Consider the following 13,692-nt stretch of genomic DNA (forward strand, 5'->3'; position numbering starts at 1 on the left):
CTCCCGCGTTGCTTTTAGTTGCGGCCCGGGCCCACGGCGGCACCCACGAGAGCCCCCAACCCGACGCCAATGAGGATGCCCAGGAAGGGCGAGTTGAAGATCAGCTGCCCAACGACGAGGCCTGCCGCAGCACCGACGAGACAGGCGATCCACAGCTGGTTGTTCATTCGCGCCTCCCGGGGCCAGGAAAAGGGTCAGGTACGGGGCGCTACGCGGCGCGAACCAAGGACCTTCGTGCGCGGTGCCTCTCCCGATTCGGCATCAGCCTCGCGGATCGCCGCCCACGACGCCGAAACAAGATAAACCTGGCTCACCAGGTTGAACCAGATCAGCAGGCCGATGATGATGGCGAACGACGCCAGGACGGGATTGTTCCCGGACCGGGCAAGGAGTTCGGTGCTGAAGAATTGAAGGACCGTGGTTCCGATCCCGGCCAGCGCCACCCCTTCCAGGAAGGCCGGGCGCCCCAGCTTGAGCCCGCCTGCCAGACGGAACAGTACTGCCGCCGTCGTGCAGTTCAAAAGGAGCGGAACCACGATCTTGACGATAGCGGCGATGGGCGCCGCCACGTCCTCGTTCAGCTTCAGCAAGCCGATGAACCAATCCGCGGCTGTTCCGAAAATCAGCGAGGCTCCGGCGCTGACTACCAGGATGACGCCCAGCAGCAGAAGGGTGCCGGCATCGATGGCTTTCTGCAGGAGCGCGTTGCGGACCAGTGGGTCGGCGTTCATGACTCCCCGCAGCCCTTCCCTGACGCTCGCAATCCAACCCAAGGACGTGAAAATGGTGACGGCGGCCGCTATCAGTGCGGTCCACCCGAGCCCGGACGGGTTGAGCAAGGAGTGGGGATCCACCAAGCCTTCGCCGCCGTTGACCTGCAGGAGGCCCGGTGCGGCGGCGGCCACGCTGCTGATGACGGCGTCTTCCAGGACCGGGTTGCCGCCCAGGACGATTCCGGCGATCGCGAAACCGGTAGTGAGGAGACCTGTCACCGAAAAGAACATGTTGAAGCCAATACCCGCGCTGAGCAATGGGCCGTGCTGCCGCGAGTAATGCTGGAACGAGCGCATGGCGCGGTTGGTGTTCAGCCTGGCCATGAAAACGGCGAAGTATGCACCTGCCCTGGCCGGGAAGCCCGCGCCGGAGCGCTTGGCGTGGCCTAATTCCTGCCGTTTATGCAGAAGCTCCAGTTTGAGCTTGGCCAGCTCAGTTGGCAGCGGAGGAGCGTCCGCCGCCGTGGCTTGGATCCGCTTGCTGTTCCTCGTCAGTATCGCCGCCAAAGTCGAGCTCTTCCCGTAGCTGCCATATTCCATTGGTGTCGTGCTCGTAAAGTCCCATGCTAACCACTGGGAACGTCGCCCGGTAATCCCTGAGCACCGTTTCGGCCTCATCAAGGTTTTTCTGGGCGACGTCGTGGGCCACCGTGACGTGCGGGTGGTACGGGAAGGGAAGCATCCGTTCAAGCGGGCCGCTTTGCAGCTTCTCGTGCAGCTGCACGCACTCCTCAAAGCCCTCTTCGACGTTGACGAAGACCACAGGCGACACGGGCCGGAAGGAACCGGTACCCGAGATGGTGATGTTGAACGGTTCCTGCGTTTTGGCGACTGCCCGCACGTGCTCGCGGGTTGCTGCCCAGTCCTGGGTGGGCGTGGTGGTGATCAGGGTGATGTGCGCAGGAATGACAGCCGCCATGGGATCACCGAACGATGCCCGCCATTCCTGGAGCTCCTGGGCGATCTCAGGCGGGAAGCCGAGAATCACGCCCACGCACATGGTGTCACCGGCACCACAATCGGCGCCGGTGACAGCCGGCTGGCTAGAATCGTCCGGACCGACACCCTTCCGGGCGTCGGTCTCGACGTTGAGCTGGCCAGCAGAGCACATGGGCTTAGCGGACTCCCTGCTCGCCGCGTACGGCGTCCCCACGGTACGGCAGGAAGCCGACCTTGGAATAGACATCGGCCAGGGTGGCTGAGGCGATCCCGCGGGCCTTGTCCGCGCCGAGGGCCAACAGGCGGTCCAGTTCTGCCGGGTCCGCCAGGAGCTCGTTGGCCCGCTCCCGGATGGGTGCGAGGTGGGTGGAGACGAGCTCGGCGAGGTCCACTTTGAGGTGGCCGTACATCTTGCCCTGGTAGTCGGCCACGATCTTTTCCACGGGTGTGCCGCTGATGGCCGAGTAGATGGTCAGCAGGTTGGAAACACCAGGCTTGTTTTCGCGGTCGTAGCGGATCTCGGTTTCGGTATCCGTGACGGCGGACTTGATGCGCTTGGCCACTGTCTTGGGATCGTCCAGGAGGTTGATCAGCCCGGCCGGTGATTCCGCGGACTTGGACATCTTGGCCGTGGGGTTCTGGAGGTCGTAGATCTTGGCCGATTCCTTCTGGATGAAGGCTTCGGGCACCTGGAACGTCTCGCCAAACCGGCTGTTGAAGCGGTTCGCGAGGTCGCGGCTCAGCTCCACATGCTGGCGCTGGTCTTCACCGACGGGCACGCCGTGCGGCTGGTAGAGCAGGATGTCCGCGGCCTGCAGGATGGGATACGTGAACAGGCCAACGCTCGCGTGGTCCGAGCCCTGCTTTTGTGCCTTGTCCTTGAACTGGGTCATGCGGGCGGCTTCACCCATGCCCGTGATGCAGTTCAGGACCCAGGCCAGCTGGGCGTGCTCGGGAACCTGCGACTGGACGAACAACGTGCACTTGTCCACGTCCACGCCGCCTGCAATGTACTGCGCGGCCGTAACACGGGTGCGGCGGGCCAGCTCGGCCGGATCCTGCGGCACCGTGATGGCGTGGAGGTCCGGAATGAAGAACACGGCGTCGTACTCGTCCTGCATCCGTACCCAGTTGACCAGGGCGCCCAGGTAGTTGCCCAGGTGCAAGGAGTCAGCAGACGGCTGCATCCCTGAGAGGACGCGGTGCTTGGCGCCGACGGCCAGCTTGGTGGACGCTGCGGCGCGTTCTTTGGCGGCGGTGCCGGTTTCAGTCGTGATGGAACTGGTCATGGAGAAAATACCTTCGGAAGCTCAGAGCCGGTAGTCGACTACCAGCGGTGCGTGGTCAGAGAAGCGGGTGTCCCACGAAGGCGCCCGGTCAACAACGGCCGAGAAAGCGGCTGCTGCAAAGCCCGGGGTGGCCAGGTGGTAGTCGATGCGCCAGCCAGTGTCAGTGTCAAAGGCCTTACCGCGCTGGGACCACCAGGTGTAGGGGCCGGCGACATTTCCTGCCAGGCCCCTGTGGACATCCCTCCATCCGATCTCTTCGCCGAGGAAGCGGTCGAAGTACGCCCGCTCCTCGGGGAGGAAGCCGGCACGCTTGACGTTGCCCTTCCAGTTCTTGATGTCGAGTTCTGTGTGTCCGACGTTGAGGTCGCCAACCACCAAGGCATGGTCGCTGTGCTTGGCGAGCTCTGGCAGCCTGACGGTCATGGCATCCAGGAAACGGAATTTGTCGTCCTGCTTGGGCGTCCCCACTTCGCCGGAGTGCACGTAGGCGCTGACGACGGAAAGAGTGGTGAAGTCGCCGGAAGCGGTCTGCACGGTGTAATCCGCCTCGACCCAGCGGCCTGAGGTGTCGAAGTAGGAGTCACCGATCCCAACGCGGGTAGCGGTAGGCTCCTGGCGGGAGGCGATGGCTACTCCGGCCCGGCCCTTGGCTTCAGCCTCGGTGTGGAGGATGTGCCACCCCTCGCCGATCAGCTTCCTGACGATGTCATCAGGGGCCCGCACTTCCTGCAAGCACAGGATGTCAACCTCGCGGGGCTCCAGCCATTCCGCCATGCCGTTCTTGTAGGCAGCCCGCAGGCCATTGACGTTGACTGATGCGATGCGAAGGAAATCCTTCTTCAATGCCGTACTCACCCGGTCCACTCTAGTCGATGATGGTTCCGGCTACGGGCTCCTCCGAGCCACCTGGGGACTTGATCATGTCCCGGGCGTTGGTGGCCGTGATGGCGATGGTTTCCAGTGCCCGGTTGATGGTGTCCTGGTCCGCAGCGGCTCCCTTGGCGCGTTCCCCGTCCACCACGCGCACCTGCACCTGCACGATCTTGAAGGAGTGGTCCAGCTTGAGGTCGCGGACTTCGTCTGCCTGGCTGCGCTCAGCGACAACGCGGGTGCCGCCGTTGTCAGCAACACCCGACGACGGCGCGCGGCCGGTTGCGGAGTTGAATGCCGCTTGCGCTTCGCTCAGCTTCGCCCCGGCCCGCTGCGCGGCCTTGCGAATGCTCAGCACCACGAAAGTGGCCAGAGCCAGCCAGCCGAAGGCCACTGCGGCGACGACCCAGCCCACGACGTCGTTCTTGTTGGCCGCGAAGATGACGGCCACCAGGAAGGCGATGATGACGACAGTCATCCCCAGGCCGCCGATGCGGAAGCCCTTGAACATGCCTTTGCCGGCGGGGGACGTGGACGGGCGCGGGTCACCGAGAGATTGCATGGCTCTATTCTCTCAAAAGAGCAATGGTGCCTGTGCCGGCTTCCACGGACGGCGAACACGGAGGCGTCATTTGAGGAACAGTTGGCGCAGCCGTCCGGTGGTCAACATGATCCCGAGCCCGATCATCACCACGTAATACCCCACATGGATGGCCGTGGCAGGGCTGAACGAGCCCACGCTGATCTGCCGCAGCAACTCCACGCCGTGCCACAGGGGCATGGCTTGGATGAACCACTGGATGACCTGCGGGTAGACGCTCAGCGGGTAGAACGTGGCACTGAACAAGAACATGGGCAGCAGGAAGAAGTTGATCCAGTCCATTTGCTGGAAGGTCTTCATGAAACTGGTAATACCCATGCCGAAGCTCGCAAAGCCAAAAGCGATCAACACCGATGCCGGGATGACCAGGATGGCCCACCAACTGGTCAGCAGCCCCATGACCCCCATGACGGCAGTGAACCCGGTGGCGTACAGCAGGCCGCGCAGCAGGGCCAGGAAGATCTCGCCGATGGCTACGTCCAGCGGTCCCAGCGATGTATAAAGCATCCCCTGGTAGAGCTTGGCGAAGTTCATCTTGAAGAACACGTTCCAGGTGGAATCGTAGATGGCCCCGTTCATGGCCGAGACCGCCAGCAGGGCGGGCGCAATGTACGCCGCGTAGCTGATCTCTCCGCCTCCCGGGCCCTGCACGGTACCCACGATGGAGCCCATCCCCACTCCCATGGCCAGAAGGAACAGCACCGGCTCGAAGAACCCGGACACCATCACCAGCCAAGTGCTCGACTTGGCCGCCATGAGCCCGCGTCCCACAACGGCCCGGGCGTTGCGGGAGTAGAGCGAGCCGAACTTCCGCTCGCGCGCAAGATCCGTGGCGCTGTGGCCGCCTGTCAGGACACTCATGAGCCCATCCTTTTCACGAACTGGCGTCGGACAAGGACCCATCCAATGATGGCTGTCGCCAGCAGGAACACGACGTGTGTGATGGTCAGCAACGGGTCCTGGTCCATGCCGTAAGTGAAGACCCTGCCCAACTCCGTTCCGTGCCAAACAGGCGAGATCCATCCGATCCAGCGGACCGCCAGCGGCAAGGTATCAAGCGGGAAGAAGGTGCCGGAGAACAGGAACAACGGCATCACGATGAACCGCTGGACCAAGGCGAACTGCCCCTTGTCTTGGGTGATGCTCGCGGCGTAGGCCATCAGCGGCAGGCCAAAAGACAATGCAGACACTGTGGCAACAAGGGCCGACACCCAACCCCACGGGCCCGGTGCGGCACCGAACAACGCCACCACCACGAAGTAGACCACCGACTGCAGCAGGAACCGGACTGTGCTGGCCATGATGTGGCCACTGGCGATCTGCTGCGGTATCAACGGTGAAGCATGCGGACCGTAGAACACCCGGCGCCATTTGAAGCCGTCCATGATGGGGTACGAGAACTCTCCCGACGCCGTCATCACCGCTGCGGAAACCAGCAGGGCCGGAGCCACGAACTCCAGGTAGCTGACGCCGCCGAACGCTGCCTCGCTGTTTGCGTCCACCAAGCTGGCGAGCCCAACCCCCATGGCGAACAGGTAGGCCACCGGCTGGCCCACGCTGTAAAGAATCACGGACCAGCCGTAATTGCGCATGACGCGCAGAACCTGTTCCGCATAGAAGAAGGAACCCCAGCGTCGTGCCCTGGCAGCCGAAACCTCAGGTGAGTGGGCCCGCAACGGCTGCGCCGCCGTCGTGAGCGGTTTACCCGGTGAGTCAGTCAACAAGGCTCCTTCCGGTCAGCCGCAGGAACACGTCCTCCAGCGATGAACGGCGCACCAGCGACGTCATGGGCCGCAGCCCACGCGACGTGACCTGCTCCAACGCGGCCTCGCCGTCGTGCGCGTAGATGAGCACGCGGTCGGGCAGCGTCTCCAGCCGCTCACCGATGCCTTGGAGTTCGACGCCGATTGTTGCGTTCCGCTCGGACCCGAACCTGAGTTCGAGTACTTCGCGCGAGGAGTGCTCGCGGATCAGGTTGGCCGGTGACCCTTCGGCCATGATCCGTCCCTTGTCCACCACGATCAGCCGGTCGCAGAGTTGCTCGGCCTCGTCCATGTAGTGCGTGGTGAGGATCAGCGTCACTCCACTCTCCTTGAGCCGGAAAAGCCTGTCCCAAAGGATGTGGCGGGCCTGCGGGTCGAGGCCTGTGGTGGGCTCATCGAGGAGGAGGATCCGTGGCTCGTTGATGAGCGACCGCGCGATGGTGAGCCGCCTTTTCATGCCACCGGACAGCGCATCCACCTTCGAGTTGGCTTTGTCCGTCAGCTGCGCGAATTCCAGGAGCTCGTCGGCTTTGGGCCGCAGGTAGCTCAGCGGGAGCCCGAAGTAGCGCCCGTACACGATCAGGTTTTCGCGGACCCGTAGTTCCTCGTCCAGGTTGTCTTGTTGTGGGACCACGCCCAGGTGCGCCCTCACCTCCGGGCCATGCGACTCGGGGTCCAGGCCCATGATGTTGAGCGATCCGGAGGTGCGCTGGGAGACGCCGCCGATCATCTTCATGGTTGTGGACTTCCCGGCACCGTTGGGCCCCAGAAGGCCGAAGGACTCCCCCGCGGGTACGTCGAAGGAGATGTTGTCCACGGCGGTGAGGTCACCATAGGCCTTGGTGAGGTTCCGGGCGCTGATGACGGTTTGCGGGTTCATGTCGGGGTTGGTTCGCGACGATTCTGATGGTGTCGGGGACTGTGTCGAGGAGCGGATGGCTTCATTGTGCACCCTCAGCAGACTAGTAGCGCCAGGGAATATGTGAAAGGGCTCTTGCAGATATTCCTGCAAGAGCCCTCTCGTTTCAGTTGGCCGGCCGGTCAACTGCCCGGCTGCGAGCGCAACACCTCCAGCCGCTGGCGGAACTCGGTCTCATCGATCTCGCCGCGGGCATAGCGCTCCCGCAGCACCCCTTCGGCGCCTTGGGTTGCGGCCCAGTGGTGGTTGCGGCGCCACGTACGCCGGCCCACAAAGATGAAGAGGCCGATCACGATGATCCAGAACAGCGGGAAGATGATAAAGAACGGCCAGAAGGGCCCGTCGCCCCACGGTCCGTGGGTGGCGACGGCGGCCGGCAACTGTGCCACCGCTCCCCCAAGCGTGGTGGTCTCCCCGACGATTGACGTCAATGCGGTGAACATGTCTTTGATCCAAACTCTGCGTCGCCGGTGCCCGGCGTGAACCGTCTTTCGGCTCTGGTTCGAGTCTGCCCGGGAGCGGCAGGTGGGGCGTCCGCCGTCGGGAGTCACCTTGCCGCGGCCGCCTACTCCCGGCGGAGTCCCGGCAAGGGGTCAGCTGCTCCAGCCCGGTTTCACCAGGCCTGATTCGTAGGCAAGGACCACCAGTTGGGACCTGTCGCGGACCATCAGCTTGGTCATGATGCGCGAAACATGGGTCTTGGCGGTGAGCGGTGTGATGAAGAGGCGTTCGGCGATTTCGGCGTTGTTCAGGCCCTCGCCCACCAGGGCCAGGACTTCGCGTTCGCGCTCGGTCACCTGGTCCAGCGGGACCACCTTGCCGGCAGCGCGGCTTTGGGACGCCAATTGGGCCATGATCCGCCGGGTCACCGACGGGGAGAGCAGCGCGTCTCCATCGTGCACTACCCGGACGGCCCGGATGAGCTCAGCCGGTTCCGTGTCCTTGACCAGGAAGCCTGCGGCGCCGGCCCGCACGGCTTCGGCAATGTACTCGTCCAGCTCGAAGGTGGTGAGGATGATGATGCGCGTATTGGCCATGGCAGGGTCGCCCAGGATTGTTCGGGTGGCGGTGAGGCCGTCGTCGTCCGGCATGCGGATGTCCATGAGGATGACGTCGGGCCTGTCCCGGGCCGCGGACCGGACAGCCTCGCGGCCGGTGCCTGCCTCACCCACCACCTCCATGTCGGGTTCGGCATCCAGGAGCGCCCGGAAGCCCGCCCGGATGAGGGTTTGGTCGTCGGCCAGGAGGATGCGGATCATGGTCGGGTTCCTTCGGGATGTATCGGCAGGTTCGCTTGGACGCGCAAGCCCGGCTCGAGGTTGTGAAGTGTGAGCGAGCCGCCCAAGGCGACCGCCCTCTCACGCATGCCCGTGAGGCCGTTGCCGGGGAGCGCGCCACCCATGCCCGCGCCGTCGTCGTCAATGGTCACCTCCAGCTCCCTGTCGGTTTGGGCAATACGTACGACGGCGGACTTGGCGCCTGAGTGCCTGCCGACGTTGGTGAGTGCTTCCTGGATGATCCGGTAGGCGGCTTCCTGCTGGGCGGGGCCAGCACCCGGGTGGTCGGCATTGTCCTCCAGCATGACCCGAAGACCACCGACCTGCGCGTTTCGCACCAACTCGGGGACACGGGCCAACGTGGGCCGTGCGGCGGGAGCCAGCGGGACGTCCTCGCGCAGCACGCCCAGGAGCTGGCGTACCTCGGTGAGTGATTCTTTACTGGCGGCCTTGATGGCTTCGAGGGCGGGCCTGAGCTTTTCCGGATCATCAGCACCGACGTGCAGGGCCACGGATGCTTGGACGTTGATCATGGAAAGGGAATGGGCCACGACATCGTGGATATCCCGGGCCAGGGTGAGCCTGTACTCGTCGCGTTCCGCCTTCTGCGCTTCCTCGCGGCGACGACGATATTCGGCGAACCGTTCGCTCCGCCGTCGGAAGCCCTGCCCCAACAGGACCAGGATCGCGGCCCACGCGACCCCCGCGGACGCACGCACCGGCCAGTTCTCGTCGCCCGTCATTGCCGACCCGGCGACGACCGCCGCAGCCGCGATTGCGGCGCCTGCCCACGCCTGCCACCGCAGTCCGGCAGCTGCCGTGAGCACGATTGCCAGCGCAAAGGACAAAACGATGGGCCCCCAGGCGTAACCCAACGCCAAATAAGCCCCGGTGGCGACGAGCGCGACCGGAAGCATCACCTGGGGCGCACGTTTCCGGAGGGCCAACCCGGCCGGGCCGGCCAGGAGCAGCAGGATCGCCAGCCCATCCAAAGGCCGGGGCGCGTCCTGGTGGCTTGCAGAAAACAGTGTTCCCACAATCTGGACCACAGCGACCGTGATGACAATGAAACTTGTGGGCGGCCCTGCGAAACGGCGGGGGCCTGCGATGGGCGGTGGCCCCGGACGCCGTGTGGGCTCAGGGGAACGGGGCTGCATACTCAGAGCCTAGCCGTGGTTGTTGTGCGGCGTCGTCGGGTTAACGGAGCAGGGCGCCTACTCCGTGGGGAGTAGGCGCCCTGCTGTGTTCGCGGGAACGCGGTGCTCGCGGAACCTTAGGCGATTCCGGCCTGGCGTTCGGCGCTCTCCACCACGTTGGCGAGGAGCATGGCGCGGGTCATCGGACCGACGCCGCCCGGGTTCGGGGACAGCCAGGCCGCGACGTCGGCAGCTGCCGGGTCCACGTCTCCGGTGACAACAGCCTTGCCGTTGCCGTCGTCCACGCGGCTGACGCCGACGTCGAGCACGACAGCGCCCGGCTTGAGGTCTTCGGCCTTGATCATGTGCGGCACACCGGCCGCGGCGATCACGACGTCGGCCTGCTTGAGTTCCGCAGGCAGGTCAACAGTTCCCGTGTGGGCAAGGATCACCGTTGCGTTGACTTCCTTGCGGGTCAAGAGGAGCCCGATCGGGCGGCCTATGGTGACACCGCGGCCGACCACCAGGACACGCTTGCCCTTCAGGTCGATGTCGTGGCGGCGCAGCAACTCCACACAGCCCTTCGGCGTGCAGGGCAGCGGAGACTTCATCTCACCGTTGACGTTGGCCACCAGGCGGCCGAGGTTCATGGGGTGCAGGCCATCGGCGTCCTTGTCCGGATCCATGGCCTCGAGGATGACGTCCTGGTCGATGTGCTTGGGCAGCGGAAGCTGGACGATGTAGCCGGTGCACTCAGGGTTCTCGTTGAGCTCCTGGACTACCTTCAGGAGGTCTTCCTGGGAGATGTCCTCAGGAAGGTCGCGGCGGATGGACTGGATGCCAACCTCGGCGCAGTCTTTGTGCTTGCCGCCCACATACCAGGTACTGCCGGGGTCGGAACCCACCAGGATGGTGCCCAGGCCCGGAACAATTCCCTTGGCAGCGAGGACGGAAACGCGGGTGGTCAGTTCTGCCTTGATGGCTGCGGCGGTGGCCTTGCCGTCGAGGATCTGTGCGGTGGACTGTGTCATTCCATCTGCTCTTTCTGGTGGGTGACCTGTTGGCTCATGCCAACGGGACCCACCGCCGTAGATGTGGCGGCGGGTCCCGTCGGCTCCGGTTCAATGCCCGGGTAATGCGTGTTCAGCCTTAAAGGGGCTGGTTACCACTGCTCGTGCTGCGGGTACAGCGGGAAATCGGCGGCGAGCTTGTCTACGCGGGCCTGGAGGGCTTCTACGTCCGTAGCCGAGCCGGCCTTGAGCGCTGTGGCGATGATCTCCGCAACCTCGGTGAACTCAGTGGCACCGAAACCGCGGGTAGCCAGGGCGGGCGTACCGATGCGGAGGCCGGAGGTGACCATCGGCGGGCGGGGGTCGAACGGAACAGAGTTGCGGTTCACGGTGATGCCCGCCGAGTGCAGGAGGTCTTCGGCCTGCTGGCCGTCCAACTGCGAGTTGCGCAGGTCAACCAGGACCAGGTGCACATCGGTGCCGCCGGTGAGGACCGAGACACCGGCCTCGGCAACATCTGCCTGGTTCAGGCGGTCGGCGATGATCTTCGCGCCCTCGAGGACGCGCTCCTGGCGCTCCTTGAACTCCTCGCCGCCGGCGATCTTGAACGCAACAGCCTTGGCCGCGATCACGTGCATGAGCGGACCGCCCTGCTGGCCCGGGAAGACGCTGGAGTTGAGCTTCTTGGCCCACTCCTGCTTGCCCAGGATCACACCGGAACGGGGGCCGGCCAGGGTCTTGTGGACCGTGGAGGTGACGACGTCGGAGTACGGCACCGGGCTAGGGTGCAGTCCTGCTGCAACGAGGCCGGCGAAGTGCGCCATGTCCGTCCAGAGAAGCGCGCCAACTTCGTCGGCGATGGAGCGGAAAGCAGCGAAATCGAGGTGGCGGGGGTAAGCGGACCAGCCGGCAATGATGACCTGCGGCTTCTCGGCGATGGCCTGCTCACGGAGCTTGTCCATGTCGATCCGGAAGTTGTCTTCTTCAACCTGGTATGCCGCTACGTTGTAGAGCTTGCCGGAGAAGTTCAGCTTCATGCCGTGGGTCAGGTGTCCACCGTGGGCCAGGGACAGGCCCAGGATCTTGTCGCCCGGGGTAATCATGGCCGAAAGGGCTGCGGCGTTGGCCTGAGCACCGGAGTGCGGCTGGACGTTCGCGTACTCTGCGCCGAAGAGTTCCTTGACGCGGTCGATAGCAAGCTGCTCAGCGACGTCGACGTATTCACAACCGCCGTAGTAGCGGCGGCCCGGGTAGCCCTCGGCGTACTTGTTGGTCAGGACAGAGCCCTGGGCTTCCATGACGGCGCGGGGAGCGAAGTTTTCGGACGCAATCATTTCCAGGGTGCCGCGCTGGCGGCCAAGTTCCTGGTTCAGGACTGCTGCGATCTCGGGATCGAGATCGGCGAGCGACTGGTTGCTGACAGACGCGGAAGTGGTTGTGGTAGTCACGGAGATCTCCTGGCTAGGCAACGGTGGTGCTACAGGTCAGGCTACCGGCAGCAGCATTCCCGCGTCCCGTAAATTACAGAGGGATTGGTCACGTGCGTGCAGCGGTAAGACATGACCCTCGGCCCAGGCGTACGATCCGTGGTCTTCATGATTGCCGCTCCCTGGTGGTAGTCCACCCAACGCCAGTTGCGACCCGTTAACAGTACAACAAGGCAGCACAGGTAGGCTTGATCGTGTGACTGAATCCACCGCTTTCGTAGTAACACTGTCCTGCCCTGACCGCCCCGGCATCGTTCACGCGGTAGCCGGCGCCTTGCTCGAGGCGGGATGCAACATCGCTGACTCCCAGCAATACGGAAGCCCCAGCACCGGCAACTTTTTCATGCGCGTGGAGGCAACGACGTCGAGCACGCAGACGGAACTGACAGCCGCGCTGCAGCCCGTGGCTGAATCGTTCGGGATGACGTGGCAGATCAACCCCGTCGGGCAAAAGGTGCGCACCCTGATCCTGTGCTCCAAAGACGCCCACTGCCTGAACGACCTCCTGTTCGCACAGCGCGCCGGAACGTTGCCCATTGAGATTCCGGCCATCGTGTCCAACCACCGGGACCTGGAGTCCCTTGCGGAGTTCTACGGCATCCCGTTCCACCACATTCCCGTGACGGCCGAGACCAAGGCAGACGCCGAAGCCGCGCTGCTCAAGCTCATCGCCGAACACGATGTTGAACTCACGGTCCTGGCCCGTTACATGCAGATCCTCTCCAATGACCTGTGCAAGGAGCTGAACGGCCGGGCCATCAACATTCACCACTCCTTCCTCCCGTCCTTCAAGGGCGCCAAGCCTTACCACCAGGCCCATGCCCGCGGTGTGAAGATCATTGGCGCCACGGCCCACTATGTGACAGCCGACCTGGATGAGGGCCCGATCATCGAGCAGGAAGTCATCCGCGTCGACCACGCCCGTACCGCGGAGCAGTTCGTTCAGATGGGCCGGGACGTCGAGGGCCGCACACTGGTGCAGGCGGTGCAGTGGCAGGCCGAACACCGCGTGCTGCTCGATGGCACCCGGACCGTAGTGTTCAACTGAGGGCCCGCCGCGCCCAACTAAGCTGGGCGCATGGCTCCTTCCTACACGTTCGCCGGGGACACCCCGGAAATCCATGACTCTGCTTTCGTGGCACCCACTGCGTCCATCATTGGCAAAGCCACGCTGGCCGAGGACTCCAGCGCCTTCTACGGCGTCTCAGTCCGGGCCGACACTGCCGCCATCAAGGTCGGCGCAGGGTCCAATCTGCAGGACAACGTAGTCCTCCACGCCGACCCCGGTTTTCCTTGCACCGTGGGCGAGCGCGTCTCCGTCGGCCACAGCGCTGTGGTCCACGGCTGCACTGTGGAGGACGACTGCCTGATTGGCATGAGCGCCACGATCCTGAACGGCGCTGTGATTGGTACCGGCTCCCTTATTGCGGCCGGTGCCGTGGTGTTGGAGGGCACTGTCATTCCCCCGCGCTCACTTGTGGCGGGTCTCCCGGCAAAGGTCCGGCGGGAATTGACGGACGAAGAGTTTGAAGGCGTGAAGCACAACGCGGCCCACTACAAGGAACTCGCTGCGGCGCACCGGGAAATGCACGCTTAAATGACAAATGCGAGGCCCGCTCTGCACCCTA

The 13,692-nt window shown here is 64.3% G+C and carries 16 protein-coding genes and 1 riboswitch; of the genes, 2 read left to right on the forward strand and 14 right to left on the reverse strand.

The genetic code is table 11. From position 1 onward, the window contains the following. Positions 1-14: 14 nt before the first annotated feature. The 14 genes from ABHM97_RS04285 to glyA form a co-directional block, all read right to left on the reverse strand. Positions 15-167: a hypothetical protein gene (locus ABHM97_RS04285; protein ID WP_349469721.1), complete on the reverse strand. Its 153-nt coding sequence runs from the start codon at positions 165-167 to the stop codon at positions 15-17. Positions 168-194: 27 nt separating this feature from the next. Further along, positions 195-1,280, reverse strand: coding sequence for a YihY/virulence factor BrkB family protein (locus tag ABHM97_RS04290; RefSeq protein WP_349469722.1), 1,086 nt, complete (start codon positions 1,278-1,280; stop codon positions 195-197). Next, a complete protein-coding gene (locus ABHM97_RS04295; protein WP_349469723.1) occupies positions 1,207-1,884 on the reverse strand; it encodes a 2'-5' RNA ligase family protein in 678 nt (225 codons plus the stop codon). Before ABHM97_RS04295 ends, ABHM97_RS04290 begins: the two co-directional genes overlap by 74 nt. Positions 1,885-1,888: 4 nt before the next feature. Continuing rightward, positions 1,889-3,001, reverse strand: coding sequence for a tryptophan--tRNA ligase (trpS, locus tag ABHM97_RS04300; protein ID WP_349469724.1), 1,113 nt, complete (start codon positions 2,999-3,001; stop codon positions 1,889-1,891). Between the two features lie 21 nt (positions 3,002-3,022). Further along, positions 3,023-3,856, reverse strand: a complete 834-nt coding sequence (locus ABHM97_RS04305; protein ID WP_349469725.1) for an exodeoxyribonuclease III — start codon at positions 3,854-3,856, stop codon at positions 3,023-3,025. A 10-nt stretch (positions 3,857-3,866) separates the two neighbouring features. Then, entirely contained in the window at positions 3,867-4,433 is a 567-nt protein-coding gene (locus tag ABHM97_RS04310) for a hypothetical protein (protein WP_349469726.1), read from the reverse strand. 66 nt (positions 4,434-4,499) lie between these two features. Further along, positions 4,500-5,333: an ABC transporter permease gene (locus ABHM97_RS04315; protein ID WP_235519218.1), complete on the reverse strand. Its 834-nt coding sequence runs from the start codon at positions 5,331-5,333 to the stop codon at positions 4,500-4,502. Further along, entirely contained in the window at positions 5,330-6,193 is an 864-nt protein-coding gene (locus tag ABHM97_RS04320) for an ABC transporter permease (RefSeq protein WP_235519216.1), read from the reverse strand. Before ABHM97_RS04320 ends, ABHM97_RS04315 begins: the two co-directional genes overlap by 4 nt. After that, a complete protein-coding gene (locus ABHM97_RS04325) occupies positions 6,186-7,115 on the reverse strand; it encodes an ABC transporter ATP-binding protein (protein WP_257368742.1) in 930 nt (309 codons plus the stop codon). Before ABHM97_RS04325 ends, ABHM97_RS04320 begins: the two co-directional genes overlap by 8 nt. Positions 7,116-7,276: 161 nt before the next feature. Continuing rightward, the gene (locus ABHM97_RS04330; RefSeq protein ID WP_235519214.1) at positions 7,277-7,597 is read right to left on the reverse strand and encodes an SHOCT domain-containing protein; all 321 of its coding nucleotides are present in this window, start codon (positions 7,595-7,597) and stop codon (positions 7,277-7,279) included. Between the two features lie 150 nt (positions 7,598-7,747). Beyond that, entirely contained in the window at positions 7,748-8,413 is a 666-nt protein-coding gene (locus ABHM97_RS04335; protein WP_349469727.1) for a response regulator transcription factor, read from the reverse strand. Continuing rightward, positions 8,410-9,588, reverse strand: coding sequence for a sensor histidine kinase (locus ABHM97_RS04340; RefSeq protein ID WP_349469728.1), 1,179 nt, complete (start codon positions 9,586-9,588; stop codon positions 8,410-8,412). Before ABHM97_RS04340 ends, ABHM97_RS04335 begins: the two co-directional genes overlap by 4 nt. Positions 9,589-9,704: 116 nt before the next feature. Continuing rightward, complete coding sequence (locus tag ABHM97_RS04345; RefSeq protein ID WP_349469729.1) at positions 9,705-10,598, reverse strand: bifunctional methylenetetrahydrofolate dehydrogenase/methenyltetrahydrofolate cyclohydrolase; 894 nt, start codon at positions 10,596-10,598, stop codon at positions 9,705-9,707. A gap of 131 nt (positions 10,599-10,729) precedes the next feature. Further along, entirely contained in the window at positions 10,730-12,025 is a 1,296-nt protein-coding gene (glyA, locus tag ABHM97_RS04350; RefSeq protein WP_235519207.1) for a serine hydroxymethyltransferase, read from the reverse strand. Positions 12,026-12,139: 114 nt separating this feature from the next. Beyond that, positions 12,140-12,225, reverse strand: a riboswitch (ZMP/ZTP riboswitch). Positions 12,226-12,260: 35 nt separating this feature from the next. Between glyA and purU the strand changes: the two genes are divergently transcribed. Both purU and ABHM97_RS04360 read left to right on the forward strand, forming a co-directional pair. After that, positions 12,261-13,112, forward strand: a complete 852-nt coding sequence (gene purU, locus ABHM97_RS04355) for a formyltetrahydrofolate deformylase (protein WP_235519205.1) — start codon at positions 12,261-12,263, stop codon at positions 13,110-13,112. Between the two features lie 30 nt (positions 13,113-13,142). After that, positions 13,143-13,661 carry a gamma carbonic anhydrase family protein gene (locus ABHM97_RS04360; protein WP_349469730.1) on the forward strand — a complete coding sequence of 173 codons (519 nt, stop codon included), beginning with the start codon at positions 13,143-13,145 and terminating at the stop codon, positions 13,659-13,661. The last annotated feature ends 31 nt before the right edge of the window (positions 13,662-13,692 follow it).

Origin of the sequence: Paenarthrobacter sp. CAP02 (assembly GCF_040137855.1) — a bacterium.
Classification (GTDB): Bacteria; Actinomycetota; Actinomycetes; order Actinomycetales; family Micrococcaceae; genus Arthrobacter.

Bases quoted from the DNA above. Each gene is read 5' to 3' on its own strand.
- ABHM97_RS04340 (WP_349469728.1), bottom strand. From the start codon at position 9,588: ATGCAGCCCCGTTCCCCTGAGCCCACACGGCGTCCGGGGCCACCGCCC.
- ABHM97_RS04330 (WP_235519214.1), bottom strand. From the start codon at position 7,597: ATGTTCACCGCATTGACGTCAATCGTCGGGGAGACCACCACGCTTGGG.
- trpS (WP_349469724.1), bottom strand. From the start codon at position 3,001: ATGACCAGTTCCATCACGACTGAAACCGGCACCGCCGCCAAAGAACGC.
- ABHM97_RS04295 (WP_349469723.1), bottom strand. From the start codon at position 1,884: ATGTGCTCTGCTGGCCAGCTCAACGTCGAGACCGACGCCCGGAAGGGT.
- ABHM97_RS04285 (WP_349469721.1), bottom strand. From the start codon at position 167: ATGAACAACCAGCTGTGGATCGCCTGTCTCGTCGGTGCTGCGGCAGGC.
- ABHM97_RS04345 (WP_349469729.1), bottom strand. From the start codon at position 10,598: ATGACACAGTCCACCGCACAGATCCTCGACGGCAAGGCCACCGCCGCA.
- ABHM97_RS04325 (WP_257368742.1), bottom strand. From the start codon at position 7,115: ATGAACCCGCAAACCGTCATCAGCGCCCGGAACCTCACCAAGGCCTAT.
- ABHM97_RS04315 (WP_235519218.1), bottom strand. From the start codon at position 5,333: ATGAGTGTCCTGACAGGCGGCCACAGCGCCACGGATCTTGCGCGCGAG.
- ABHM97_RS04310 (WP_349469726.1), bottom strand. From the start codon at position 4,433: ATGCAATCTCTCGGTGACCCGCGCCCGTCCACGTCCCCCGCCGGCAAA.
- ABHM97_RS04360 (WP_349469730.1), top strand. From the start codon at position 13,143: ATGGCTCCTTCCTACACGTTCGCCGGGGACACCCCGGAAATCCATGAC.
- ABHM97_RS04335 (WP_349469727.1), bottom strand. From the start codon at position 8,413: ATGATCCGCATCCTCCTGGCCGACGACCAAACCCTCATCCGGGCGGGC.